This is a genomic window from Dysgonomonas massiliensis (assembly GCF_900240225.1).
Classification (GTDB): Bacteria; Bacteroidota; Bacteroidia; order Bacteroidales; family Dysgonomonadaceae; genus Dysgonomonas; species Dysgonomonas massiliensis.
The window spans coordinates 1-24,501 of the sequence record NZ_OEPV01000014.1 but is presented as its reverse complement, the minus strand read 5'-3'; the positions used below and the strand labels follow the sequence as shown (position 1 = coordinate 24,501).

Below are 24,501 nucleotides of genomic sequence, written 5' to 3'. Positions count from 1 at the left end.
GGTTATTCCTTAATAAATGAACTTAAATCAGCCTTTTTGACTTTTGATTTACTCATTGTGCCACAATAAAGACATGAGCATTCTTTTGATTGCATTATTGTAGGCAAATTAATTTCATCTATGCTTATGCACCCCTCTACAATGTCTTTACATGATTTACAAAAGCCGATTATGCGTATTAGATTGTTTTTCTCATCAACTAGCACACTCAAATAATCTTCTTCATACAGAAAACTATAATCATCTTTTAATGCGTCAGAATTTTCCATATCTATTGTTTTAAATTATTTATCTGTCTTTCTATATACCAAATAGCTTTGCGTAAATCCTCGATTTCTTTGTCTTTTGCTGTCTTATCGGCATCTTGTTTTAATCCTGCTCTCCAAAGGTATTTGATAGCGTTACCTATGCAGAAATTATAGTGTTCTGTTATTTGTATGCACTCGATACCACTAGGATGGCTAGTATAATGGCTTGGCTTTGTAACGTTGTCGCTCATATAAATATCTTCATTGTTAAAGAATTTTTCTAATCTGTAAAATCCATCTGAAATGCTACATACACATATAAGTATGGTAATCAATATGAAAATCGTTATAAAAATGCCTGATAAAACACTATACTCTAGCTTTTCAAATATCAGTGCCATTAATGCCGAAACAAACCCCATAACACATACTGATTCCACTGGATATTTACATATTAACTTCTTCATACCTCAATCTTTAAATATATGGTTCGGCTAAATCTCCGACTGCCTCGTCACTAAAAAATCCCATAATAGCATCAATATCAATAGACGGGTCAATTTCTTTCTTGTACTGCTCAAGAACGTACCGTTTCGGCATAATGACTGCGATCTTTATTATTCTGTCTAGCTTTGCATCAATATCTTTAGGAACGTATGGTTCAATCTCAACGCTGAAAGTGATATCATCTACTTTCCAATTGTTATGATAGCTGACCATCGCATTAAGAACATTCATGCGTCTTTGATGGTGCTTGATAAGATATTTAGTAATCTTTCTGCGTGCTTTCAATGTAGGCTCTACAAGCAAACGTTCAAGCATCTCCCCGCTGATATTACCTAAGCCCTTTAAACTCTCTAAACTAATATCAGGTGTCTGTGTACGCTTTCTTATTATTTCTTCGTTTTGCTCTACATCAAATTCAAGTAATGATGTTGTTTGATCTGATTCGACATAACTAATCTTACCACCTACTCCGAGTTCGTAAGTGCTATTTTGCCCTGGCACTGTGGATATTCCGTTAAGTTCTCCTTCAATCAATAAATGAGGAAAAGCGGAACGGTCTGTACTCTCCCCTGCGTTTGATACTGTCGTTTCTCTGCGATAGATTGATTGTATTACATCCTCATAATCAGACTTGCCCTGATTAGTATAAACGACTGTTATTTTGCCGTAAACGTTCAATAGGCTTTCTTTGCTACCATCAATAGAGTTAGGCTTTAACTCTACCCATCCTTCGCCCCTATTCTCAAATATGCGTGTTGCCTGATCGGTGTAGTAAACGAGTTCTTCAACCTCTTTGTCGTTTTCTTTGTATGCAATAGAATAAGCAAAGCCCGTCATTTTGCGCTTTCTGTCAATGATAGGATAAAGCTTATACCCAAACATAGGACTTACAAGATGAACACGAATATTACTCTTTTCTTCATCGTAGTACCATATCTCAGCTACTTCCGAGAAAGCGTATAAAGATTCATAAGCTTCGACATTTAAAGACAATTCTTTGTTATCTTCAAGTATCGCTTTAAGCTTTTCTTCTTTCTGCTTGTTCGTTGTATTGTATGTTATATGTGGCTTATTCCCTGCCGTAAATGAAACAGCCTTTTCAACTATCTCATTAGCTAAAGGGTCGCCGATCTTGTTAGCTTCATAGGTAGCACCGACACGATACTCTTTTATTCCCTTATCGTTTATAAACACCTCTGTAATCGTTCTATCTGGACGATTAAATACTTCGTGCTCTTTTACATCGTATGCTTTCTTGTATTCAGCAATCTTTTCATCGCTTACCTGCTGATTCGATTTGATAAATTCTATTATCTTATCAATCGACTCTACATTCGTTTCTTTATCTTTCTTTGCCATTCTTACCCCTTATTTCTAAATGCTGCTAAACTTCCTGATGGTAAACCACTATGTATTCTAATTCCAAACTTTTCAATTATACCCGTTAATGCGTCAGGCGCATCATCATTCGCATTTTTACCCTCTTTTCTGTACCCGATAACATCTTTATAGAATTGCGACCATCTATATTGCCAATCAGAAGGCATACGAATTATATTTGTTACATCTGCTGATTTTGTAAATATCCTGACTTGCTTATTTTCGCTTTGATGAAACCATTCTATCGAAGTGTGTGTATTACCTCTTTCTCTCAAATATCTTTCTACATTACGAGCATATCCACGACCTCCGTTGTTACTTTCAATCCAAACTTCCCTCGTATCGTTAGCGTCAAGCATTTCAGCGTTTTTCGGTTCTGTATATTCCATCGGCTTTTTAGTATAAAGCACATCGGTGACATATACCGCATCGGGATGTTCTTCATAACAGATAGAACACAAATAATCCGAACCCATATCAGCCGTATCGGTGTAGTTCTTTCTTACGCTAGTTCTACAAAACGGGATTGTGTCATACGTTTTAAACTCTCGGTACATCAAGCCCTCGATAGGTTTAGGATTCTGCATATACTGAGTATCAAAAACGAAAGAGTTATTATCTCTTATCTTGTAAAGCTCCTTTAACGTGTGTTTATGCTCCCATAAAGCTTTTTCTTGCCCGTTTTCATCTTCATAGATACAAGGTAAAGAAAGTACGTGCCATTCGTCAGGCTCTTGTTCTAAGAGATAACCGCATAAATCACGCTCGTGCAACCTTTGCATAATGATTATGATAGGCGTTTTACGGCTGTTTACACGATTTCGTATAGTAGTTTCGAATCGTTGGTTAACTCGCTCCCTTACTGTATCAGAAAGCGCATCTTCGGGCTTTATCGGGTCATCAATGATTATTGCACCTGCAAAGTTTGTAGAATCGGAACTATCTAATTCCGTAACCATACCTTCCAATTCAGCAAGCAATTCATTTACCTTACTTTTATCTTCGGTATAATCTACCTCTCCTGCACCGAATCCCGTTACTTGACCGCCCGTTGAAACTGCATATACTCCCCCTCCTTCGGTTGTATTCCATTTCTTTTTTGAATCGGTTGTTTTTGATACTTGAACGTATGGGAATAGCTGTTGATAGGCTTCACTTTTTACGATGTTTCTTACTTCCTCTGAGTTGTCATTTGCTAGATCGTCAGAATAAGAAAGATGAATAAACTTTGCTTTAGGCGACAATGCCAATCCGTTAGCAATGAAATTCTTTACAGCTAGTTCGGTTTTAGAGTAACGAGGTGCAATATTTATGATTAGTCTTGTTATCTCGCCATCTATAACCTTATCGAGTGTATCACATATTACTTCGTGATGGTTATTTACAATGAATTTCTTCTTGGTTTTACGCAAAAAGAAATACTTGGTAAAGTTTAAAGTTCCACTTAAACAATACGCTTGCAATATTTTGTTTCCATCATCCAAGTTCTTCGATTATTTTCTTTGCTGTTTCTTTACTGATTGGCTTAACTCCTAGAGTAGCATCAATATCTATCTTTGTTGTACCTTCTACACCTATCATTTTAGCAAGTGAATCAAGGCTTCTTTGTTTATCTAAAGCTTTGATTAATGGTACTTCAATTTTCCCGTCATCATTCACAAAAGCACCCTCTTTTAGTTCGGCAAATGCTATTTTTTTATGCTCTAATGCTATTGCTAAAGCTGATACTTGCGCCGTTTCCGCAAGGTTAGATTGCATCTGACTTATACGTGCTTTTATGTTAGGTTTTCTTAAGTTTTCACAACCGATAACAGCAGCAGTATCTTCGGAATATCCTGCACGAATAGCAGCCTGAGTAGCATTAAAATCAATGCAATACTCATAACAAAATGCTTCTTGCTTATCTGTCAACTTAATTTCACTCATACCCAAATATATAAAGAAGTTGTATCAATCAGGGAAGTCTAAACCCTAGTTTGTTAACAAGGTTAAATGTGTTTGAATCACGCTTTATAAAGTTTCTGTTTATCTTTTCTATTCCGCTAATAACAGTTACATGATTAACTCGATTGAAGAACTTTCCTATCTCGCTGAAAGAATAATAATGCTCTCCGTTTTCATCTTTGAGGCTTCTTAGATTCCAGAATAAAAGATGTCTTAGTAATGTGATTTGCTTTGTCCTGTTATTCTCTCTTACATCTTCGATTTTGTAGTTTGTAAGCGATAATAGATAGTTTACTTTTAAATGAAGATATGCAGCAAGGATAGCAGCGTCTTTGATCTCGTTTATGTCTGTTTTAAGCTTGTATTCTTCTTCGTCTAGTAGTGTTTTACCTGCTTTATCCAAATACTTAAATTCGCTATCTGTATGTACTAATTCTATTCCCCATTTATCAAAGAATGTCTTTAGTATGATAACAAAGAAGCTACCCCTATACTCTATTTTCAGTTTACTAGAGTACGGGGGAAATCTTAATTTATCAGACCAATTTTCGTGAATCTTTATCGGTTGGTCGTCGTTGTCTATTGTTATGGATAGCTGAACCTTTGGCTTCATGGGCAGTTAAATATTTTGTCTACTTAACTCTTTTCCTAGTTTTATAATAAATACATCTTCGAGAGGTGCGCCCCATTCGGGATTGCCTTTGCCAATAGTGATACCTTTAAATTCGAATGTTATTTGTGGACGATGTTTGCCATATCCGTTAGTAAATTCAACATGAGTGTAAAAAGCATATTCCAAGTAGCTTTTCCTTTCAACTATCATTGCATTATCTTTCAATCTCTCTGTTAAGTCTGTGATGCTATCAAACTTTTCAGGGTTTAATAACCAAACAAGGCGATTAGTCCAATAATCTTTTATCTCTCGATATTCTTCTTTCTTTACTCCTGAAGCAATCATATCGAACCATTGCTTTTTTAGGGTTAGTCTTAATATTTTGTTGTTCATACCCCTACCTCCATTCCTTCAAATTCATACTCCCCATCTACAAGCTTAATTTGATTATCTTTTTCGGCTTGCTCGAATATAGCTAGTATCTCGTTAAACATTTTATCGTATTCGCCACGTTTATAATCAAAATCAAGACAAACATCAACGATATATTTTTCAATCTCTGCTTGACTGCGATTAAGAGCAGATGCAGTAAACTCGTTACCTTTTTCGTACACACTAGAAAGCACATAAGCTATTATTCTTATACACTTTCTTTCATTCTCTCCCTTTGCTTTGCCATTAATAATCTTATCGGCTTCTATTCCGTATTTTGAAGTAAACTTGTCTAGTAACTGTATCATAGCTTTATTATTTGTTTTCTAGTTTGACAATCGGATTAAGCTCACAAATTGACTTTATATCGTTGTATATGTCTTTCTGAACTTCTATTTTATTTACTGCGTGAACTACTGAAGCATGATTCAATCCGAACATCTTAGCAATATCTTGAAGCGTCATATTGAACATTTCTCTCAGATTGTAGAATAATACGTGTCTGTAATCAACTAGAGGTTTCTTTCTTGACTTGCCTTTTATTTCGTCAACTTTTAGCCTATTCTTATTGCAAAAGTCTTGTATGTATAATTCTGCTGTAATCATAGCTTATTGCAATCCGAACTCTTTATAAATGATTTCTTTGATCTTATCTGAATACTCCCCAAACTCAGTAGAAAAGTTTTCGCCAGTTTCTTTATCTACAAATGATACTAGACTTTCTGCGTGTGCTTTTATTCTGTCAACCGAACGTTTCATTGGTAGAGATAATGTTTCGTCTACTTTCTTTAATTCGCATAATATGTCGGTCATTAAATCGTCTTGAATATCAGCTAGTATAAAACACAAATTAATTCGTCTAGCCATTAGATTTTTGTCAATCTCTGGAAGATCTAGCAAAGGTGTTTTCTTTATTATTTCTTTCACTCTTGGTTTTAATTGTAGCTTTGGTTTACTCCCTATAATACCGTAGCTTATTTTTCTTTGGTTTGGTATTCTTATATTTCGCATATTAATTATTCTTGTCTTTCTTTTACTTTTTAAAGAAAAGGGCTAGGCTTTTACACTCTAGCCCGATTCAACAACTAAACTATGAAATCAACTAATTTTCTTCTTGTTCTTCGCTCGGTGCATTCTTCATTTCGTAGTAGCACCATGAGTAAGCGATTATGTATATTACTGCAATTATGATTATGAATGTTTTCATCTGATTGCATTATTTCAAAAACGAGTGCGGGAAAGCTTGAAAACCGCATTTATAAGATCACTAATCACTATGTTGTTATTGTCAAATTTTAAAATATAGCTTGCTTTATTACTCGTTTCTGTTTGTTAGTCGGGCAGGATTCGAACCTGCATGTATTGTACACTACTTTTTCTATTAGTTGCGACTAATAGGCGTCTAACCAATTCCGCCACCGACTAATTTTTATATCTTTATTACATCATCCAACCACGCAACAGTTGAATTTTCGTATCTTTCTTTCTCTGCTTTCATTTCTCCGTAGCTGTCAACTGCTAAACCGACTGCAACGAATAGAAGTATAGCATATATCAAATGACTAAATTTTACTTTTGCTTTCATGACTGTAATAATTCTGGGTTATCGTGAATATTGCCTATAACTTCTAGTGTGTTATCCTCTCCCTCTCTAAAGCTCTTTAATGGCAAATTACCTGATGGGTGTTTGTCGTCTACATAAAAGCATCCATTTTCAAAATAGACTACTCCGATTTTATCAGAACAATAATTGAAGTATATCTTGCATATATCCCCTTCGTAAATTTCTATTCCGTTTATATCTTTTAATTCCGTGAATTGTCCTGTTGTTTGGGGAACGACTTTAATCGATAGGTCTAATATTTTAGAATCATCATATACTCCCGTAAAAGGAAGTATATGTGTCTCAATATTTATTCTTATCATTTTAATAAGTGAACCATATACCCACACTCCATTTTTGGATTTCCCTCTAAACTTAATCTCTCTCATATCCTTAGTATTTTTCAGTTTCTAGTATCTCGTAACCTTGTCTTACAGCTTCTTTATGTCTTGCGTTATATTCAGCTACAACAGATTCAAGCAAGCTTCTGAATATTGCTGATTCAAGTTGCATAACATCGTAATCTTCATTAAGAAGCTCTGCTACTTTAATCTCGATGCTATCAAATGATGCTATTTCAAAGTCTACGCAAACACGTAATTTGTCGTCAAACATTGGTTCGTCAATATCATTCAGATCGCAAAGCTGACTGGGTAAACAGCTTGAAACGTACTTAACTGCACCCTCGATATAGCTTTGAGGAATTACGCAATTAACTTGCACCTGATATAGTTTTTTAGCTTCCATAATCAAAAAGTTGTATCAATTCGGATGTCATAGGGGCATAAAAAAATTGCATTCATTTCTGAACGGTAAATTTGTTGTTTATGCTACCTTTACAATCCATAATTTGACTTTGTTTTTATTTCTATAATTCAAAGATAATTCATTATGTCCATTTTTGCAAGTTAACAAAAGTTAAAGTGCAAACAATTTTCATTTTTAACTAAAATAATCAGTTATAACCTCTCTAAACATATCGAAAGAGTTCACAACAATGTATTTATAGCCTGCTTCTTTGGCTTTTTTCTCAAATTCTTTTTGATGTTCTGATTGTTTACCTTTCTGATACTTCATTTCGATACATAATCCGTGATACTCTTTGTTAGGATGCAATAGGATAAGATCTGATACTCCTGCTAAAACTCCTTCTTGTTTTAATCTTGCTGCTTCTAAAGCGTTACGGCTTCCCCCATTTGGAACGGCAAAGAGTAATAAATCAGGATAACAAAGTTTAAACCATTGTACGCACATCTTTTGTAATTTACTTTCGTTTTGCTTTGGCTTCTTACCTGATGTTTTATTGGAATTTTCTTTCAGTGCGTTATATTGTTCGATTGAGAGTGCCATTATCCCGCCACCGCTTTAATTAAACCATTCTTTTGCATAAATCGCTCTTTGCGTCTCTCTATTTCTTCGGTTGTTGCATTTACGGGAACGCAAATACTTAAACCTCGTCTGATCGGTATTATTCGTTCTTCTACTTGTCTGCTCTTACTTGCTTGAATTGCTTTTTCTCTTGCGATTTGCAAATCTTCGTCTGTTATAATTCCTTGTTTTCTTGCCATTGTTTTATATTGATTTTTATTATTTGTTTAGAATGGTAACTTGTCTTTGTCTAATGTTGTAAAAAAATTATCTTCTTTTGCTTCAGTTGATATTTTGTTGAAATCGAAGTTTGATTGCTCTACATTGTTTTCTGCTTCGACTAGCCAATTACTATCGTCAATTATAGGATTCGAAACGCTTTCTGGATTCTCACTCTGAAAAGAGTAATCAATATATCGCCCGTTATTTTTATTCCATTTAAGCCAAGTAAATTTGTTATTTTCTCCTAAGTGTGAAAACTTAACTTTCATTACTTTGATCTTTACTAGTTCATTGTCATAATCACGATGTACACACAATCCGTGAGGCATCATATCGTACCATTCGCCACCGCCTTTAATGCTGTAAAAAGTAGGCTCATAGTTTTTCATGTTTTCCTGACTTGGTTTTGTAGGATGTGCAACTATGATAATCAGAATGTCGTGTTTACGTGCGAACTCGTCAAGCTTATACAGATAATCATTTGTATATTCATTTACATTTTTGCTTAATGATGCTTTTAGGCGAACTTTATTAAACGGGTCTATTACTAAAACCTTGATACCAAATTTGAATATCAGACTTCGTGTTTTTTCTAATACTTCATCAAGATCGTAACCATCACTAAGATCAATGTACTTGTACATATCGTTAATCTTGTCAACAGCCCTTTTAAACCATCCCTCTGATAGATATTCTTTTTTATTTACCCATTTACCTGCAAGCTTTGAAATGATCTTACCTGCATGGATAGTGTTAGGCTTATTCTCAGGCGAAGCAATAGCTATTTTCCAACCATAATTGCGATTATATCCCAAACACATCATATCAACAAAATCAGACTTTCCCGAACTTGGAATACCCGTAACGGCTATTGATTGCCCCGTATAAGTTGAAAATATCCTATCAAATGATTCTATGCCCGTTTTATAACCTTGTTGCATTCCGTTAACAAGATAATCTTCAAACTGATCTTGCCAATCTAATACAGAGCTAACACCCTCAATTGGGACTTCTTTAGCTTCACGCAGAACAAATGCTAGTTTTTCTTTCCCGTACTTAACAAGATATTCATTCGCATCTTTGCAATCGCCAAAATCAACGAGTAAGCATTTTTCTATTCCAAATCTTCTTACAAGTTCTTTTGTTGTATTTTGCCCTGCTTCGTCATTATCGAGCGCTAGGTATATCTTTTCTTTATTCTCGAAATACTCAATGCAGTTGTCAATATATTCAAGATTTGAGTTACCTAACGTTGAACCATTTGGAACTGACATAACATTCATTATTCCTGCTTCAACGAAAGAAAGGACATCCATTTCGCCCTCGACAATTACAACATCTTTGCTAGTCTTACAGCAATCAAGGTTGTACATTATGCGCTCTGCATCTTTGAATAGCTTGAAATTCTTAGCGCCATCCCGATATTTAATGTTTACTAGTTCGCCATCCCTGAAGTAATTAAACTGAACCGTGTTTACTTCTTTCTTGACTTGTGGCATAAACTCTTTGCTCTCGGTAATTTTAAGAAGTTTAAGCGATAATTGACTTATACCCCTACCCTCAAACCACTTTACAAGTCTATCCGATAATTCGGTTCTATTTGACCATTGAGGTTTTGCGTAAACTTTAGGCTTAGAATCCTTTTTACTTTCGTACTCATGTATCTGTATTACCTCTCCGCAATGTTGGCATGTCGCTAATCCTCTTTCCCAATCAATCATTAAAACCTTAGCTTTCTGATTTTGTGGTTTTCTATTGTGTGAGCAAAGAGGACAGACAGACCGCTTTTGACCTTCTGGTAGGTTATATTTGTTGAATGTTTTTATTTTAAAGCCGTTAATATCCATAGTTTAGTTTATTAGTCTAATTCAAGAATCCCAAAAAGTTTATTTCTAAATTGCTGTTTCTGTTTTTATCAATCATGTATTGCTTGTATGTTCCTTTTCGTTGATCTCCTAACTGAGGTATTTCCCATTTGCATAACTTTTCATCTTCTTTAGGTTCTTGCTTGTTTTGGCTATTCTCTTTTTCTTGTCTATCTAGCTTACTTGTTAACCAACGATTGAAATATTTCTTATACTCGCTCAAATCTCTTTCGGTTTCGTCATTATCATTTGTTAGCTCGATGAAGAATTTCTTTAACCATACAATCATTTCATCAACAGATATTCTTTTATTCATGCAGATAGGCTCTAACCAAATCTGATCTTCTTGCATTTCATTTAGGAATTCGATAAACTGACTTTTCACAAAAAAATCTTCGTTGCCTATTTTTATTTTATTATTCTTCTCATTCTTATTCTTCTTATCATTATTGTTAGTGTACTGTCTGCTGTCCGTCTGCTGTCCGTCTGCTGTGCTGTTTGTTGTATCGTCTGCTGTATCGCCACCTTGATAATGATTATAATTAACTATTGATATAATGGATGTTAAGTTGTTTTTTTGCTGTACTATCTGCTGTTCTTTTTCTAATTCATTTAAAAATCTAATAACCTTCCCTCTTGACCACTTCCATCTTTCTGCCAATTTCACTTGACTATGCCCAACATCGCCCCTATTTAGCTCAACTTTATTGCCACGATAGTATATATAGCCCTTCTTGTGATTGGCTATTAAAATTAGGTCAGTCCAAGCCTGTATTCTGGTAAAAGGCTCGGAGAAATACATAGGATTCTCTGTAATACTTCTATGCAACTTAATCCACCCGCTCATATCTTAGTTTTATATTTTTATTGCCCAAATAGAAACACTATGCGAATACCCTTTAAGTCTAAGTATCACATAGTAATATAATGATCTGAAAATCTTTTTCATATCTCCATTTTCATTAGCTGTTTTTCCGTAAATGCTTCTCTCGGATTCAAGCCCTGAGACTTCGTGAAATGATAAAGCACCTTATATCTCTGCTCAAAGGTCATTTGCTTGCGTTTAGGCGCAATATTATCATTATTGCAATCATCTTTACCAACAGCCACTAAATACTCGTAAATAGCCTTTAAAGTGCTTTCTCTAGCATTGCATTTGCCTTTTAAAATATTATCAATTGTCGTATTTGTTAATCCTGAACCTTTGGCTACTGAGTAAACAGTATGATTCTTTACACGATCTTTTAAAAGCTCTATTGTTTTTTCTTTTGTATATTCCATATCATTAAAATTGTATCAAAACGGAAGTCGCATAGGCAAAAAAAGCACTTGACTGCTTTTAGTCAATGAAATTTGAGATACTTTGATCTGTTTTGATGCTTCTTTATGCCTAAACTTCCAAATCATATTATTAATTTTCCTTCAAATGTAATCCAATTTATTCAATTTTGCAAAATGTAATTGTTAAAATGCAAATCGTGTTCATTTTATAAATAAAAGAACACATCAACAATCTTTGTAGCTTCAACTTTACCGATCTTATAATCGCAAATAGAGCCTTTCATGTGTTCGAGTAAAGCCAACTGTGCAGACGCAATATCGTCAGCTTGTACAAGTGCAAATTCTTTTGTTTCCTTTTCTTTCTCTGTCTTTTCGTCAATGGTTGTATAGATTAGCTGTATTCTAAAATACTTATCGCCACCATTGAATACTGTTTCTTTTAGCGGATAACGTGTTATAACTTGAAAGATACCATCGCCACCACGAACAAAAGGTGTAAGTTCTTGCACTATTCTTGTTTCTACCTCTCCGTATAATATACCATCAACAAGATATTCACGTGTTACCTTTTCTATTTTCCCTTTTTCGTTCTCTGAGTTGAACGATGCTTTTACTTTAAAGAATGCCATTGTTTGATTATTTAATTGTTTGAAAATATACCCCCGAACAAAATGCCTGAGCCTAATACAAAGCCAAAATCATAAAATCCACCATTATTATTGACAGCATATATTGCTATATCGTCAGAAAATAAACTACCAATAAAGCTAAAAGGCGCAATTACACCATGCCATAAACCACCCCAAAAGCCATAAGTATTATTAGTCAAACACTCTTGTACATTTTCAACATCGGCACAACTACAAAATGCCAATACTACAACAACTAACACAAATAATTTAAAATATTTTCCTTTCATAATTCTTTTTGTCTGTTTAAATACTCTTTATACTTGTTATTATCCATTTTAAAATCGCCTTTCATTTTCTTGTACGCTTCACAAAATTTCATTCCGAAGGGTACGCAATAGCCTAAACACTCACATAGGTACATATATTTGAATTGTTTGGTTTCCCCTTTGTTATGCACGCAATAATCACATTTAGGCTCAATTTCGGGCTTTGCTATCTTTTTAGCCATTTATGGGGATTAGTTTGTACCAATTGTAAGAATCATTATCAACATTAGTTTCTATGTCTATTCCGTTAAGAATATATACATAGGTTTGATAGTCTAGTATTTTGCAATAGCCAACAATAAGACAAATAGCTAACATAAATTTACTATCGTCTCCTTTTTCGAAAAAATATGCTGTGTCACCCGATTTCAAATCATCCCTCTTGCAAGGTTGTAGGTAGCATTGGACTTTATCCGTTTGTTCTAATCTGCCAACACTCTTAACCACATAAACACCATTTACAACATCAACTCCTAAAGCCTGCTTATCCTCATTGAAACCAATAAATAAGCCGTCTCCGTGTCGTTTATTGAATATTGTGTAATCTTTGTATATCCCTATACTCTCAGGCACTTTGATAAAGTCTTTAACCTCTAACGCTTCTGCATCCCAATATTTGCCTTCTTTTGCGAGTGCGTCAAATAAGATTTGTTGTTCATCGGAGGTAGCGAGGCGACAAATATCTAGTTTCACATTCTGATGGTCATCAAATCTTAATTTATCAATGCTACTACCTGCGTTGGATTTTATCATAATATCAACTATATTAATTCCCATATAAGATGAATCCCATTCATTTAATATAGCAACCCAAGAAGATCCACCACATCTATAATATTCACAATATACTATATCCCCTTTCTTAAACTTTGGCTCTTGCACCTTTTCCCCATACTCAGCAACTACATAGCCGTTTTCAATATTTGTAGTTACATTCTTCAATTCTGCACCCTCAATCTGAGGTAATTTTATTTCTATTTTTTGCATATCTTATTTGAATATTTTAATTGGTTTATAAGGATGGTTCTCTACCTCTAATTGGATAATTCTTTTTAGTTGCGATGTTGTGTGCATTCCTATTGGCATTTCAGCAAATTCACTATATATATTCTTTATAATGTTTGCTACTTCTTCTTTTGTAAATATTTCTACATTCTCCATATTTTTAATTTTGTTTACTTGTTAATTAACCTGCGCTTTTGATTATTTTTAATAACATTTCTTGCTTCATTTCAGATGCTAACTTTGTGTTATCTTCGATCTCTTTCATAACTTTTTCGTCAGGCTCTACCCTTAAAGGTTTACCTTTGAATAAGTCTATCAATCGAGGGTCATAGCTCATAAAATCGCAATAATCCGACTTATTGAATAGAATATTAGCTTGTACCTGATAGTAGTATTTCTTTCCTGATGCACCATATTTGCAATACTCTAGTAATTCGTTTTGATGCTTCATACCAAAGAACCTTAAATGTACTGCACCATTGAAAGGGCACTTAAACTCTGTTTGCCCGTTATCAGCTAATATCAATCCATCAGGACTACCGCCCGAGTCATTACCATAAGAAACAAAGCCAACATTAGCTACAATCTTTCCCGTTATCCTTTCGTAATGCGCTTTAGCTTCTGATTCGTATAGCGTTCCCCAATCCATAGATGGCGAAGAACGCTCGTTTCTTTTCATTTCAATAAAAACATCGTCTGGCATCATGGCTTCGTAAACTTTATTAAATACTGCTGTTTCTCGCTTTTGGTCTGATTCGCATATATCTAATATCTCGGATGCTGTAAATCGCCCTTTACGTTGTAAGTGCCATTCGTCTGTTCGTTGTTCAATGAATTGGGGTTGCATGGTTATTGTTGTTTATTTAGTTCGTTAATCAAGGCATCTGCTCTTTTCACTGCTTGCTCGGCTAAATTTCCTATGCCTCCGAAATGATATGATTCTGTTTCTTGTGATAACAATCCCTGCATTGCCATTCCTGCGAATAGCTCACGTTTTGTAATGCCATCAATAGAATCTTTGCGCTTCAACTTTTCTATAACTGAATCTTCATTAGGTATTCTTACTTCCCTTTGTTCAAATCCATTATCAGTTTCAATTGTGACAAACATATACCCATTTTTAGGTTTTATTGTCGGCTTTTCTTTAGTTTTCTTTTTCCAAAAACACATATTATTTACCTCCTATAAATTAAATTTCATCGTACATTTCTTTTGTGATTTTACCTTGTGCTAAGTAGGATGCTGCTAACTCTGGTTTTGCTTTGGCTTCCTCGAAGTATTTTTGCATTTCTTTCGGTGTCGCTTTTGACTGTTCGACTGTGGTAGAAATCCCCCTTACTTCTTTTAACAACGTATCTACTGTCGTATCGCCATCTTTCAAAGACTGATAAAAACCGAGCAACAATGCTATTTCATCTTTCTTAATCTGATTTACTGTCTGTTTTCCGCAAAGCTTAACAAGTTCATCTTCCGAAATATTAAATTCATCTTTGAACATATCAATAGCCTTTTTGCGTCTTGCAATCAATTTTGTATCGTCTGATAAATCGCCCGTTATCAACTCTTGCGCTGCATGATAAACCCTATCTGTTATCGACTTCGGAACTACTGACAAAACAGCATTACGATAAGCGATAGCATTTGCAGCGTTACCCGTTACAGTTATCATATCGTCATTAAAACGACCTCTATTACCGACAATACTTCTGCGTACTTCAAACGCTACTGCGTAATTATTTTCCAAATCCCACGCTGTGCCACGAGACACCACATGTTTATCCGTAATCTCTACAACTTTTGCTTCTGCTCTGATATTACCATAGCATTGGGAAATAATCTTTGCAAGATGCACCGATGGTCCTGTAATCGGTTTGCCACCTCTAGGCAAGGCGTAAGTACAAGACTGTGCCGTTCCTTCATCCATTGTAACAATGGCGATAGCATTATTTAATGATCTTTTAATATTTCTAGGATATTGTTTCGCTGTTGATACCTGAGTATCTACATTTGCTCTTTCAATAGCATCTAACTGTTGAACAGATGGTGCTACAACTTCTAAAACTTCGTAATCGTTATTCATATCATTTTACTTTTATTTATAATTATTGTATCAAAACGGATGGCTAATAGAGCCAACAAATCCTTAAAAGGGTAAATCGTCTTCTTTATTGTTGTTGCTGTTGAAATTTACTTGTGGTGCAGGTTGTTGACCTCCCGTGTTTGGTGCTTGCTGTGGTTGTGATACTGCACCTACTTGTTCAATTTTCCACGCTTTTACATCGGTGTACCATCGCCCGTTAAACTCTCTACTCTCTAAGTCAAAGGAAACGTTTATTTGATTGCCTACAACTAACATAGAAACTGAATTAGCCACAGCGTCACCCCATGCTGTTATACACACATTTTTAGGATATTGCCCTGCTGTCTCAATGATGAAACTTTGCTTTCTCCACTCTCCGTTTTTTCCTTGTCCTGATTGGATTTCTAGTACTTGTTTTACTTTACCTTCAATGTTCATTTTGTTTAATTATTAATGTTTAAAAATCTATTTATTTGTTTTGCTGCTCTCAGAAAGTCGGACTTAACCGACTTTCCTTTGCATATCTAATGTTACTACTTCTTTGTATTCGTCTTTCGCCTTTGGCGACATATCACGTATCATATTATCGCTCATTGCTACTTTCATTAATTCGATCACGCTATATCTATACGCTGTTTTACTTGATGCCTTTCCATAGTCTGCGTATCTCGTTATCAGTTTAGCTGCGAGCCATCGCTCGATCGTTCCCCTGCCGTATGTTTTATACGCTTTATTTTGTGTTATCGTACAATCCATATCTCCCTGATAAACTAACTGGCTAACAATACCAATTTGTACTGCTTGAGAAACTATATTTAATAGTTGCTCCTCATGTAGTGCTGAAACTTGTCCCATGCTATTAGATTTTAAAATGTCTTATTATTAAGTAACTCAATGACCTTATTTATTAATCTTATAGCTCTATACTTCGTTTCTAGTTGTGTTTCGTTTGCACCATACTCTTTCAAATAACATTCGAACATATCTTCTACAAACTCTTTTGCATTTTCAGGTTCGATAAGATCGAAAAACTGATCTCTGATTCTTTCTAGCTCATTTACTTGTCTTTGTGTCATATATCTCTGCGTCTTGAAGTGGTTATTTCTACTCTAGCTGATCTTCTATATTGTTGTATATTCATTCGTCTTATACTTGGAGCAAAAGAGCCAATAATAATAAGCCCGATAATTGCTGATTGACCTATCTTTCTTCTTTGTTCAATTGCTTTCCTTGCCTGATCTCTTAGGTATTCTACTACTTGTTCATAGTCTAAACCTAAAGCTGTACATATTATATATCCTGATATTTCGGTAGCTTTACTATATCCAAGCTTAGGCTTTGAACTGCTTATATGTTTCTTTAGCGTCTCAGGCGATATACACATTTCGTCTGCTGCTTCATCTGCTGAATTACCAGTTGCAGTTAGTAATAGAGATAAAGCTTGCTGAAAAGAAATATTCTTTTCTTTCAATACTTCTTGTACCCTTGCTATGTCAATAATATTTGCTTCCATATTGTGTGATTTTGTCTTACCATATCCTCAATGTGTACTATTTAACTTTTATTAAATTCAATTTTCATTAAAACTATGTACTTTTACACATTAATATGTATTGAAGTGTTCAATTATTTTCAATTACCTTTGTAAAGAACTAATTCGAACACCTATTTGATACAAATTTAATACTTTGTTTTGTATTTATTCAATATTGTACGTTAAACAAAGTTAAATTGAATATAGTATCCAACAAACTGAAAACTAAAATGAAAGAAAAAGACCAAAAAAGAGAAAGCCTAAAGCAAGATACTTTTGCTTTGATAAAAGAACTACAAGATGTATTATCATTAAGACAAATAGCTATTAATACGGATTTATCCCCGTCAACAATTGGTTATTGGATGAAAGGCGATGTCAATCCTTCTGTAAAAAGTCTTAAAACTGTTTATGATTACCTTTTAGATTACAAACTAAAAAGAGATGCAAAAAAAGTAAATGAATCTATACCTAGCCTTGTGAGACAAGCAATATATTCAGATATCAACAATAGTATACTCACAAAGAATTACAAACCTATACCATTTGTATCTAAAGATGAAAAACAGCACTATGCTGAATCTTTTGACGATGAAACATATATAACCCAATTACCCGTTATTCCCGTTACTACTGATATGCAATATAAAGGCAAGTATATGATTTTTGAAGTTGACGGGGATAGTATGAACGATAATACAAATAAATCATTAATGAATGGCGATCGTATACTAGCCAAGAATATAGCAACAAGCCATTGGTCGTATCCTCTTTCAATTGATAGTTATTTCTTTGTAATACTTCATAAAACAGAAGGGCTATTGATAAAAAGTGTTTTAAGTCATGACATCCAACACCGAAATATAACATGCCAATCCATCAATCCACTTTATGAGGATATAACTACGATCAGACTACAAGACATAAAAGAACTATATTACATTGTTGAGCTAATCCACAGAGACCTGAGAAAATAAGAGAATACCTATGCTACAAAACGACAAAAATAAGATACACACAGAAATAAAGTTAAGAGCTTTATTTGCAATCAGCGATATACTTGAAAAGAAGTTAGTAAAATCAAAAAGAGCATTTTGTTTAGAAGTAGGTTATGCAGTTCAGAATCTTTACAGATTGGAAAAGGACGAAAATAGCTATATGCCTATGAATATTATTGCTCATTTAGTACGTAAATATAAAGTTAATGCTAATTGGATATTTGCAGCTGAAGGCGATATGTACCGAAATGATGAAACTGTATATGTAGGAAATGATATAATAACCTTAGAACAAGTCAATAACGACATAAAAGCCAGATTTATCCCATTTACCGAAACATTGCGTATGAAAGGTAAAATAAGCTCTTTTAGATCATTCTATTTAGCAGCAGGATTAGATAAAGATATGCACAGTAAAATACAACAAACAGAGGATTATAGATTTGTACAAGGCGCAGCAATCAAGCACGCAGTTGAGAATTACGATCTTAATGCTAATTGGCTTATCTTGGGTATAGGAAATCAAACGGGTAGTTAATCGCTATCCGTTTCTTTTTCTTTTATAACCTGCTTAACGAAGTCTAATACCTGCCTATTGCATTTATCAATAGTAGACCAATCTTTTTTAATATACCTATTTGTAGTTTTAAAATCCAAGCTAACGTGATTCAAACACTTTGCAATATGGCTATCTATTATATCACAATTATGTGATGCTATTGTTGCCCATGAGTGACGGGCTGAGTAATAAGTAAGATTCTTGTATTTCTGTTTATTCTTTACTTTTATATTTTCTCGAATTTGTTTAAATCCTCTGCTTAATGATAAATTCAGATTCGCAGAACTATTAAAACGTTCGCTTAGATTGAATACATTATCTTTAAATCCTTTGTACTTATTTATCAGATATTCTGCTTCAGGTTCTATTTTAATTGAAATCTCAGCTCTGTCTGATCGCTTGTCTTTAGTCTTACTCCGTTGATATATCAACCTACCATCTTTTAATTCAATATCGCTACTATGTAAATCCCTTGCGTTTATACCTATTAAATAGAACGAAAGAAAAAATAAATCTTTTGCGAGTTCCTGCAACCCTGATTGAGGCTCATAGAAATAAAGATCTAGTACAATATCTATCCCTGCATCCCTTTTATCTGCTTCTGATTCTTTCGGTACTTTATATTTTGAAAATGGATTGTTTGGAATAACGATCAATCCCCTATCTTCATCATTGTATAAATCTTTAGCCCTATTAAAAGCTGCACGAATACAGCCCATGTATTTAATGATACCCGAACTTGTTAATCCGTCTTTTACTAACGATCTTTCAAACTTAGTAAGAAACATAGGTGTTATTTCGTGACAAAATAAACGACCTTTTGTGTATTCATACAGCCTATTATATACAGCCTTATAACTTGCTGCATTCAATTTATTATCCGATTCGAGCTGTTCATATTCGCTTTTCAGATGTTTTAAGAAGTCAATTACTTCGCTTTCTTCGCTCTTTGCTTTTGTCAAAGCTTCGGCAACCTCTTTAGCTGAATAGTGATTGATATTAGAACTTAATTCAGAAACCTTATCTCTAAGGTCTAACACTTCACGATCTATTTTATTTGTAAGCTTTGAGGGCTTGAATTTATATTTGTCTGTCAGTTCTGATCTGTGAATAAAATAAGGCGAAGCAATATAAGCAGACTTTCTATTATGCGTAATTCTATACTTTACATTGAAAGTTCCATCCTCTTTTTCCTGATGTTTCAGTACAACTGCTTTAATAACAACCATGTCGAATTAGTTTTAGTGCCCGAAAGATATAAATAATAAAATCCATTGTAAAACATTTTTCGCCATATTGTAAAACATTTGTAAAACATTTGTAAAACATTTGGTCGAAATTATACAAAATAGATGTGTAAAACTATGAACAAACAAAAAGGGTAACCTTTGTCAGATTACCCTCTAAAACCGCATTTGAGGCTTTGTGCACACGACGGGACTCGAACCCACACATCATTTCTGAAACTACCACCTCAAAGTAGCGTGTCTACCAATTCCACCACGTGTGCATTAAATATATCATAAGTCATTTTAAATCAAGCGGTTATTATTAAAAATAGCCGCTTTTTTTTGTTTGTATTTTAGTTAAATATGGTTAAATATAGCGCACGATAAGCCTATGTTTCCCTATATTTGCAAACAGAAGTTGTCAAATTGTTGTCAAATATTGAAAACATTTAAGCTTTTTTGACATACTAAAAGCGAATATAAATTGACCTATATTAATAAACAAAATCAAAGATCGTTATGGTTATAAAATGTTTGTTGGATAAAAAGCGAATTACGAACAACGGCACGTACCCCGTAAAACTAAGAATTACCCACCAGCGAAAAACCGTTTGGTTTAGCCTTGGTATATATGCTAAAGAGAAAGACTTTTGTAATAGAACGGGGGCTTTCTATACAGACGGCAAAGATAAAAAAATAAACATTGCAAACAATAACCTCATACAATTTTATTTACAGAAATGCAACGATATTTTGCACCAGTCGAGAATGACCGGAGAGGTGTTAGATGTATATGTAATAAAAGAGCTATTGCAACCGCAGTCGAGCCAAGACCGAAAACCGAGGAGTCGTGGCGAACTATTGGCGGCGCGTTCCTCTCCAGTAACGATCGAAGAATGTTTTGCAAAATGTATGGAAACAAAGTCTGGTAGGACTTTAGGTTCATATAAGACCACTTTAAGCAAAATACATGATGCTTTTGGGGAAGGTGTTATTGCCGAAGACATTACCGAAGATTGGTTGAACCAGTTTAATCGGCATTTGTCTACCGCAAGAGCCACCAAAGGGAAAGAAGAGCTGGACGGAATGTCCGTGAACGCCAGAGCGTCACACTTCAAGAACTTGAGAGCTTGTTTGAATTACGCTATCGAACGCAAAATGATCACCCAAGACAATTATCCGTTCAAGTTCTTTAAAATAGAAACAGAGCACACTGTCAAAAGGGCAATGAAAACAGATGACTTGCAAAAACTATTTGCATACACACCGTCTTCAGAAAATGAAACTCTGGCTCTGGATATATCTAAAATGATATTTTTTGCCATAGGAATAAGTTTAAAAGACCTACATAATCTAAAGGATTTTGAAGACGAATCGCTGTCTTACAAGAGAGCTAAGACTGGGCGATTATACAACATATACATACATCCGGAATTGAGAGAGCTTCTGGACAAATATAAGAGTTCGACTGGAGGCTTGTCGTTTAGAGGGATTACCGATACTGTATGGTTGAACAAAACAGTTAATGGAGCCCTAAAGACTATGTGTGAAAAAATAAAAATAAAACCAATAACCACATACGCATTGCGTCACAGCTGGGCAACGTACGCTAGCCAGCTAGGAATACCAAAAGATGACATTAAAGTAGCTCTTGGCCATGGGGCTCAGACGGTCACTGACGTGTACATCGACTACGATATGAACCGTATTAAAGACGCGAACAGAAAAGTAATCGATCTGGTTTTACATCCAGAAAAACAAGACAAAAACAAAAAAGGGGCTTCTTAACGAGCCCCTTTCTGATTAAAAAAATCTTCTGATGATAAATATTTTTTGGGAGGATGATCTGATGTAGTTGTCCAAGTCCTCCTTTTGGTATAAAACCTTTTTTCCAAACTGGTAAAAGGTTAATCTACCTCCATTTCTTGCTTGGCGCAGCGTCTCCCTTGACAACGATGTGTATTCGACAGCTTTTCTCTCAGATAACCACTCACCCATATTACTTTTCCAGTTTACCCATTACACCTCTGTCGATACGGTCTTGAACTCTATCTTTACACGCTTCCAAGAACATTTCCAGCCCTTCTATCATCTTTTTATTGTATTCGGAAGGAAATCTACCATTGAGCTTTTTAGCTCTGTCTAGCAGAGCCAAAACAACCTGTTCTGACTGCAATCCAGAAACGATAGTTCCGCCGTCATTCTTTTAAACGAACCAGATGACGTTTTTTTTCATTGTTGCAGATAGCCTTACCGTTTTCAAATCCTAAAGAGTGCTCAATTGCGTATTTATGCGCTCCGTATCATACAAGGTAGTCTTCATCTTGAATTGTTTGTTTATAACAAGAGAATATCATAATAAATATTAACAACATGTGCAAAGGATTACTTCATAGCTATTCTGTCTGGTACCCAAAGTCTACGTGGCCGTTTCCAAACGCCAGCCACTTTAAATTTTGGGTTTGGTTGTTCTCTCAGTACAACTACCAGTCGAAAATGCCAATTAAGTATCCTAACCCATGCTTAATCAAAATACCAAGAACGTTCCTTCAAAACTATCTGGGTATGAGCCGCAATACCATAAGCAGCTGCATTACCCACATGTGTGACACACATGTATTAAAGAAACGATCTAATTCGTCAGCAATGATATTTGACGCCGCTTACGTTATGGGCGTGGTGTCTATGATAAACTCTGCTGACGACGATAAAGTTTCGCAGATAGCCGATTTATTTATAGCTGGAGATGTTGATGGTCTGGTCAAGATGGGGTTAAAAAAAGTCCCAAATTTCAATCTTCCTCCTGTCGGAGCTGTGGATTTTGAAGAAAATGCACAAATTTTGACACTGGGGAGGTGGTCTTATCATTGGGTGGTGGTTCGATTGACCAAATTAGGGTATTTGACCCAAATTTTGGGCAAAATCAGGACAAAAAGTTGCACAAATTTTGGGCACAGTAAATAATATAAATAATAAAATAAAAGAAATTAATCAAAGTTACTCTGAAATCGAGGTCGAAAATCGTCTTCTAAAAAATCATATTCATGTTCTTTTTGAAAAGAACCAAAACACTCAAGTGGAAGCTAGCGCTTCAATAAACTTTGACAACTTGTTCCCAGAACTGAGAAATAGTAAGAGTGAAGGGAGCCATTGCGAAGAAGTAAAAGAAGAAGAAAACGAATACGTCTCAGCTTACTGGATATCCTAACTATTTTCGGACAAAAAGTTAAGCGACATATTTTATATTTTGTTTTCTGTACTGTTCATTAAACTCTTCAATGGTTTGATAGTCCAGATACGAATGTCTTCTTTGCTTTCTGTACCAGACCTCTATGTATTCAAAGATCGCTAATCTCATCTGTTTTTTATCCATCAGTTTATATCCATATAATAACTCCGTTTTTAATGATTTGAAGAAGGATTCAGCTACTGCATTATCCCAACAGTTTCCTTTTCTGCTCATAGATTGGATTACCTTATAGGACTTCAGTGTATTAGCCGTAGCCTTGGCTGCATATTGTACTCCTCTGTCTGAATGAAAGATCATCTCTTCTTGAAAAGGACTATTTGTTACAGCCTTGTTGATGGCAGCTATAACAGTATCTTGAGCTGTCATATTAGAGCTTAATGTCCATCCTGTAATATCTCGGTTGAATAAATCCATGACAATAGTCAGGTATAGAAATCCATCCTTGGTAGGCAGATAAGTGATATCCGAAACACACTTGCTGGACGGTGAAAAAGAAGTAAAATCACGATTCAATATATTGTCAGCAACAGGTTCTTTATGAGAAGGATCTGTCGTAGGTTTATATTTACGTGAATATTTACTCTTCAAGCCCATACGCTTCATATATTTGGCAACTGTAGGCAATGATACATCAGTGCCACTCTTACTGAGTTCTTCCCTGATACGAGGACTGCCATAACGTCCTTTAGCCTTAAAATAAACTGCCTGAATTCGATTTTCCATCTCTTTGATCTGTTGACTGCGTTTGCCAATGGGATATTTTAACCAGTAATAATAACTGCTACGTGAAACTTTAAAAACTCGACACATCATCTCGACCTTCCATTTATAGCGATGCTCATGTATAAACTGATGGATCAAAGGTCGTTCTTGGAGATGATGCTGATAGCCTTTTTTAGGATCTCATGCTCCTGCTGTAGACGTGCATACTCTTTCTTCAAATTAGCAAAAGCTTTAGCTTCATCACCAACAGCTGTATTACCCTTACCGGGAAAACTTTCTGAGCCCTTCTGCTTATACTGGCTACGCCAACTATAGAGTTGCTTAGTTGTGACACCTAACTCTCGGGCAAACAAACTTAGATTACTGCGTGCATAGCTTAGCTTGACAGCATTCTCTTTGAATTCTCGGTCATATACTTTTCTTTGTTTCATAGGATAAATGTATTAAGTTTATCCCTTAACTATCTGTCCGAACAAAGTTAGTAACTCCAGTCTTTTACATGCAAAGATCTCCTTCAATTAGAACTACAGACTTTGATGTATTAAGCTCTCTCAAAAAGAGCGGCTCTCATTTCAAGGCCGCTCTTTTCATTTATTATATACTTTATGATCGGATGTTTTATTTCAACAATGCCTCGGGGTTCAGATTCTCTTTCTCAATATCCTTAAAGTAGTTGTAAGTACCCACCTTCAAGTCGAAACA

The 24,501-nt window shown here is 34.9% G+C and carries 39 protein-coding genes and 2 tRNA genes; 4 read left to right on the top strand and 37 right to left on the bottom strand.

Translation table 11 applies throughout. From position 1 onward, the window contains the following. Window positions 1-2: 2 nt before the first annotated feature. The 31 genes from C1A06_RS13370 to C1A06_RS13235 form a co-directional block, all read right to left on the bottom strand. A complete protein-coding gene (locus C1A06_RS13370) occupies window positions 3-269 on the bottom strand; it encodes a hypothetical protein (RefSeq protein WP_101690720.1) in 267 nt (88 codons plus the stop codon). A gap of 2 nt (window positions 270-271) precedes the next feature. Continuing rightward, a complete protein-coding gene (locus C1A06_RS15200) occupies window positions 272-715 on the bottom strand; it encodes a DUF3310 domain-containing protein (protein WP_221405687.1) in 444 nt (147 codons plus the stop codon). A gap of 10 nt (window positions 716-725) precedes the next feature. Further along, complete coding sequence (locus C1A06_RS13360; RefSeq protein WP_101690719.1) at window positions 726-2,114, bottom strand: phage portal protein; 1,389 nt, start codon at window positions 2,112-2,114, stop codon at window positions 726-728. A 2-nt stretch (window positions 2,115-2,116) separates the two neighbouring features. Beyond that, complete coding sequence (gene terL / locus C1A06_RS13355; protein ID WP_245872080.1) at window positions 2,117-3,547, bottom strand: phage terminase large subunit; 1,431 nt, start codon at window positions 3,545-3,547, stop codon at window positions 2,117-2,119. Between the two features lie 64 nt (window positions 3,548-3,611). Further along, window positions 3,612-4,061, bottom strand: coding sequence for a terminase small subunit (locus C1A06_RS13350; protein ID WP_101690717.1), 450 nt, complete (start codon window positions 4,059-4,061; stop codon window positions 3,612-3,614). 28 nt (window positions 4,062-4,089) lie between these two features. Beyond that, window positions 4,090-4,692, bottom strand: coding sequence for a helix-turn-helix domain-containing protein (locus C1A06_RS13345; RefSeq protein ID WP_101690716.1), 603 nt, complete (start codon window positions 4,690-4,692; stop codon window positions 4,090-4,092). A 6-nt stretch (window positions 4,693-4,698) separates the two neighbouring features. Next, window positions 4,699-5,085 carry a hypothetical protein gene (locus tag C1A06_RS13340; protein ID WP_101690715.1) on the bottom strand — a complete coding sequence of 129 codons (387 nt, stop codon included), beginning with the start codon at window positions 5,083-5,085 and terminating at the stop codon, window positions 4,699-4,701. Further along, the gene (locus C1A06_RS13335) at window positions 5,082-5,432 is read right to left on the bottom strand and encodes a hypothetical protein (protein WP_101690714.1); all 351 of its coding nucleotides are present in this window, start codon (window positions 5,430-5,432) and stop codon (window positions 5,082-5,084) included. Before C1A06_RS13335 ends, C1A06_RS13340 begins: the two co-directional genes overlap by 4 nt. 7 nt (window positions 5,433-5,439) lie before the next feature. Next, on the bottom strand, window positions 5,440-5,730 hold the full coding sequence (locus tag C1A06_RS13330; protein WP_101690713.1) for a helix-turn-helix domain-containing protein: 291 nt from the start codon (window positions 5,728-5,730) through the stop codon (window positions 5,440-5,442). 3 nt (window positions 5,731-5,733) lie between these two features. After that, window positions 5,734-6,135, bottom strand: coding sequence for a hypothetical protein (locus C1A06_RS13325; protein ID WP_101690712.1), 402 nt, complete (start codon window positions 6,133-6,135; stop codon window positions 5,734-5,736). Window positions 6,136-6,456: 321 nt separating this feature from the next. Beyond that, a tRNA-OTHER gene (locus tag C1A06_RS15120) sits at window positions 6,457-6,549 on the bottom strand. Window positions 6,550-6,553: 4 nt separating this feature from the next. Beyond that, window positions 6,554-6,709, bottom strand: coding sequence for a hypothetical protein (locus C1A06_RS15115; protein ID WP_159461424.1), 156 nt, complete (start codon window positions 6,707-6,709; stop codon window positions 6,554-6,556). Further along, a complete protein-coding gene (locus C1A06_RS13320) occupies window positions 6,706-7,116 on the bottom strand; it encodes a YopX family protein (protein WP_101690711.1) in 411 nt (136 codons plus the stop codon). The genes C1A06_RS15115 and C1A06_RS13320 overlap by 4 nt, the downstream gene beginning before the upstream one ends. A gap of 4 nt (window positions 7,117-7,120) precedes the next feature. After that, window positions 7,121-7,474: a hypothetical protein gene (locus tag C1A06_RS13315; RefSeq protein ID WP_101690710.1), complete on the bottom strand. Its 354-nt coding sequence runs from the start codon at window positions 7,472-7,474 to the stop codon at window positions 7,121-7,123. A 195-nt stretch (window positions 7,475-7,669) separates the two neighbouring features. Then, window positions 7,670-8,077 (bottom strand): VRR-NUC domain-containing protein, encoded by a 408-nt coding sequence (locus C1A06_RS13310; protein WP_101690709.1) that lies wholly within the window; start codon window positions 8,075-8,077, stop codon window positions 7,670-7,672. Further along, entirely contained in the window at window positions 8,077-8,295 is a 219-nt protein-coding gene (locus tag C1A06_RS13305; RefSeq protein ID WP_101690708.1) for a hypothetical protein, read from the bottom strand. Before C1A06_RS13305 ends, C1A06_RS13310 begins: the two co-directional genes overlap by 1 nt. A gap of 27 nt (window positions 8,296-8,322) precedes the next feature. Further along, on the bottom strand, window positions 8,323-10,164 hold the full coding sequence (locus C1A06_RS13300) for a toprim domain-containing protein (RefSeq protein WP_101690707.1): 1,842 nt from the start codon (window positions 10,162-10,164) through the stop codon (window positions 8,323-8,325). A 16-nt stretch (window positions 10,165-10,180) separates the two neighbouring features. Then, a complete protein-coding gene (locus C1A06_RS13295; protein ID WP_101690706.1) occupies window positions 10,181-11,029 on the bottom strand; it encodes a DUF7833 domain-containing protein in 849 nt (282 codons plus the stop codon). A 98-nt stretch (window positions 11,030-11,127) separates the two neighbouring features. Further along, the gene (locus tag C1A06_RS13290; protein WP_101690705.1) at window positions 11,128-11,463 is read right to left on the bottom strand and encodes a hypothetical protein; all 336 of its coding nucleotides are present in this window, start codon (window positions 11,461-11,463) and stop codon (window positions 11,128-11,130) included. A 206-nt stretch (window positions 11,464-11,669) separates the two neighbouring features. Then, window positions 11,670-12,092, bottom strand: coding sequence for a DUF4494 family protein (locus C1A06_RS13285; RefSeq protein ID WP_101690704.1), 423 nt, complete (start codon window positions 12,090-12,092; stop codon window positions 11,670-11,672). An 11-nt stretch (window positions 12,093-12,103) separates the two neighbouring features. Further along, window positions 12,104-12,382, bottom strand: coding sequence for a hypothetical protein (locus C1A06_RS13280; RefSeq protein ID WP_101690703.1), 279 nt, complete (start codon window positions 12,380-12,382; stop codon window positions 12,104-12,106). Beyond that, window positions 12,379-12,603 carry a hypothetical protein gene (locus C1A06_RS13275; protein ID WP_101690702.1) on the bottom strand — a complete coding sequence of 75 codons (225 nt, stop codon included), beginning with the start codon at window positions 12,601-12,603 and terminating at the stop codon, window positions 12,379-12,381. The genes C1A06_RS13280 and C1A06_RS13275 overlap by 4 nt, the downstream gene beginning before the upstream one ends. After that, the gene (locus tag C1A06_RS13270; protein WP_101690701.1) at window positions 12,596-13,408 is read right to left on the bottom strand and encodes a hypothetical protein; all 813 of its coding nucleotides are present in this window, start codon (window positions 13,406-13,408) and stop codon (window positions 12,596-12,598) included. Before C1A06_RS13270 ends, C1A06_RS13275 begins: the two co-directional genes overlap by 8 nt. Before the next feature lie 3 nt (window positions 13,409-13,411). After that, window positions 13,412-13,582 carry a hypothetical protein gene (locus C1A06_RS15110; RefSeq protein WP_159461423.1) on the bottom strand — a complete coding sequence of 57 codons (171 nt, stop codon included), beginning with the start codon at window positions 13,580-13,582 and terminating at the stop codon, window positions 13,412-13,414. Between the two features lie 25 nt (window positions 13,583-13,607). After that, on the bottom strand, window positions 13,608-14,273 hold the full coding sequence (locus C1A06_RS13265; RefSeq protein ID WP_101690700.1) for a lambda exonuclease family protein: 666 nt from the start codon (window positions 14,271-14,273) through the stop codon (window positions 13,608-13,610). Window positions 14,274-14,275: 2 nt separating this feature from the next. Then, a complete protein-coding gene (locus C1A06_RS13260; RefSeq protein ID WP_145996413.1) occupies window positions 14,276-14,536 on the bottom strand; it encodes a hypothetical protein in 261 nt (86 codons plus the stop codon). 79 nt (window positions 14,537-14,615) lie between these two features. Beyond that, window positions 14,616-15,506 (bottom strand): hypothetical protein, encoded by an 891-nt coding sequence (locus C1A06_RS13255; RefSeq protein WP_101690698.1) that lies wholly within the window; start codon window positions 15,504-15,506, stop codon window positions 14,616-14,618. Between the two features lie 63 nt (window positions 15,507-15,569). Beyond that, on the bottom strand, window positions 15,570-15,944 hold the full coding sequence (locus C1A06_RS13250) for a DUF3127 domain-containing protein (RefSeq protein ID WP_101690697.1): 375 nt from the start codon (window positions 15,942-15,944) through the stop codon (window positions 15,570-15,572). Between the two features lie 63 nt (window positions 15,945-16,007). Further along, window positions 16,008-16,361 (bottom strand): hypothetical protein, encoded by a 354-nt coding sequence (locus tag C1A06_RS13245; protein ID WP_101690696.1) that lies wholly within the window; start codon window positions 16,359-16,361, stop codon window positions 16,008-16,010. Between the two features lie 11 nt (window positions 16,362-16,372). Beyond that, a complete protein-coding gene (locus C1A06_RS13240; RefSeq protein WP_101690695.1) occupies window positions 16,373-16,582 on the bottom strand; it encodes a hypothetical protein in 210 nt (69 codons plus the stop codon). Beyond that, a complete protein-coding gene (locus tag C1A06_RS13235; protein ID WP_101690694.1) occupies window positions 16,579-17,019 on the bottom strand; it encodes a helix-turn-helix domain-containing protein in 441 nt (146 codons plus the stop codon). The genes C1A06_RS13240 and C1A06_RS13235 overlap by 4 nt, the downstream gene beginning before the upstream one ends. Window positions 17,020-17,270: 251 nt before the next feature. On the opposite strand from C1A06_RS13235, the gene C1A06_RS13230 reads away from it, so the two are divergent. Next, window positions 17,271-18,017 (top strand): hypothetical protein, encoded by a 747-nt coding sequence (locus C1A06_RS13230; protein ID WP_145996412.1) that lies wholly within the window; start codon window positions 17,271-17,273, stop codon window positions 18,015-18,017. A 10-nt stretch (window positions 18,018-18,027) separates the two neighbouring features. Then, window positions 18,028-18,576 (top strand): hypothetical protein, encoded by a 549-nt coding sequence (locus tag C1A06_RS13225; protein ID WP_101690692.1) that lies wholly within the window; start codon window positions 18,028-18,030, stop codon window positions 18,574-18,576. Here C1A06_RS13225 and C1A06_RS13220 read toward each other — a convergent pair. Further along, window positions 18,573-19,826, bottom strand: coding sequence for a phage integrase SAM-like domain-containing protein (locus C1A06_RS13220; protein WP_101690691.1), 1,254 nt, complete (start codon window positions 19,824-19,826; stop codon window positions 18,573-18,575). The genes C1A06_RS13225 and C1A06_RS13220 overlap by 4 nt on opposite strands. A 197-nt stretch (window positions 19,827-20,023) precedes the next feature. Then, window positions 20,024-20,107: transfer RNA gene (locus C1A06_RS13215), tRNA-Leu, on the bottom strand. Window positions 20,108-20,345: 238 nt separating this feature from the next. Between C1A06_RS13215 and C1A06_RS13210 the strand changes: the two genes are divergently transcribed. Then, window positions 20,346-21,614, top strand: a complete 1,269-nt coding sequence (locus C1A06_RS13210) for a site-specific integrase (protein ID WP_101690690.1) — start codon at window positions 20,346-20,348, stop codon at window positions 21,612-21,614. Window positions 21,615-21,629: 15 nt separating this feature from the next. On the opposite strand, the gene C1A06_RS15380 is transcribed toward C1A06_RS13210, so the two are convergent. Continuing rightward, window positions 21,630-21,824, bottom strand: coding sequence for a helix-turn-helix domain-containing protein (locus C1A06_RS15380; RefSeq protein WP_101690689.1), 195 nt, complete (start codon window positions 21,822-21,824; stop codon window positions 21,630-21,632). A gap of 1 nt (window position 21,825) precedes the next feature. Beyond that, entirely contained in the window at window positions 21,826-21,981 is a 156-nt protein-coding gene (locus C1A06_RS15105) for a hypothetical protein (RefSeq protein WP_159461422.1), read from the bottom strand. Window positions 21,982-22,391: 410 nt separating this feature from the next. On the opposite strand from C1A06_RS15105, the gene C1A06_RS13200 reads away from it, so the two are divergent. Continuing rightward, complete coding sequence (locus C1A06_RS13200; RefSeq protein WP_145996411.1) at window positions 22,392-22,790, top strand: hypothetical protein; 399 nt, start codon at window positions 22,392-22,394, stop codon at window positions 22,788-22,790. A 262-nt stretch (window positions 22,791-23,052) separates the two neighbouring features. Here C1A06_RS13200 and C1A06_RS13190 read toward each other — a convergent pair whose 3' ends face one another. After that, window positions 23,053-23,937 carry an IS3 family transposase gene (locus tag C1A06_RS13190; protein WP_145996410.1) on the bottom strand — a complete coding sequence of 295 codons (885 nt, stop codon included), beginning with the start codon at window positions 23,935-23,937 and terminating at the stop codon, window positions 23,053-23,055. Further along, window positions 23,934-24,230, bottom strand: coding sequence for a transposase (locus tag C1A06_RS13185; protein WP_159461421.1), 297 nt, complete (start codon window positions 24,228-24,230; stop codon window positions 23,934-23,936). Before C1A06_RS13185 ends, C1A06_RS13190 begins: the two co-directional genes overlap by 4 nt. Between the last annotated feature and the right edge of the window lie 271 nt (window positions 24,231-24,501).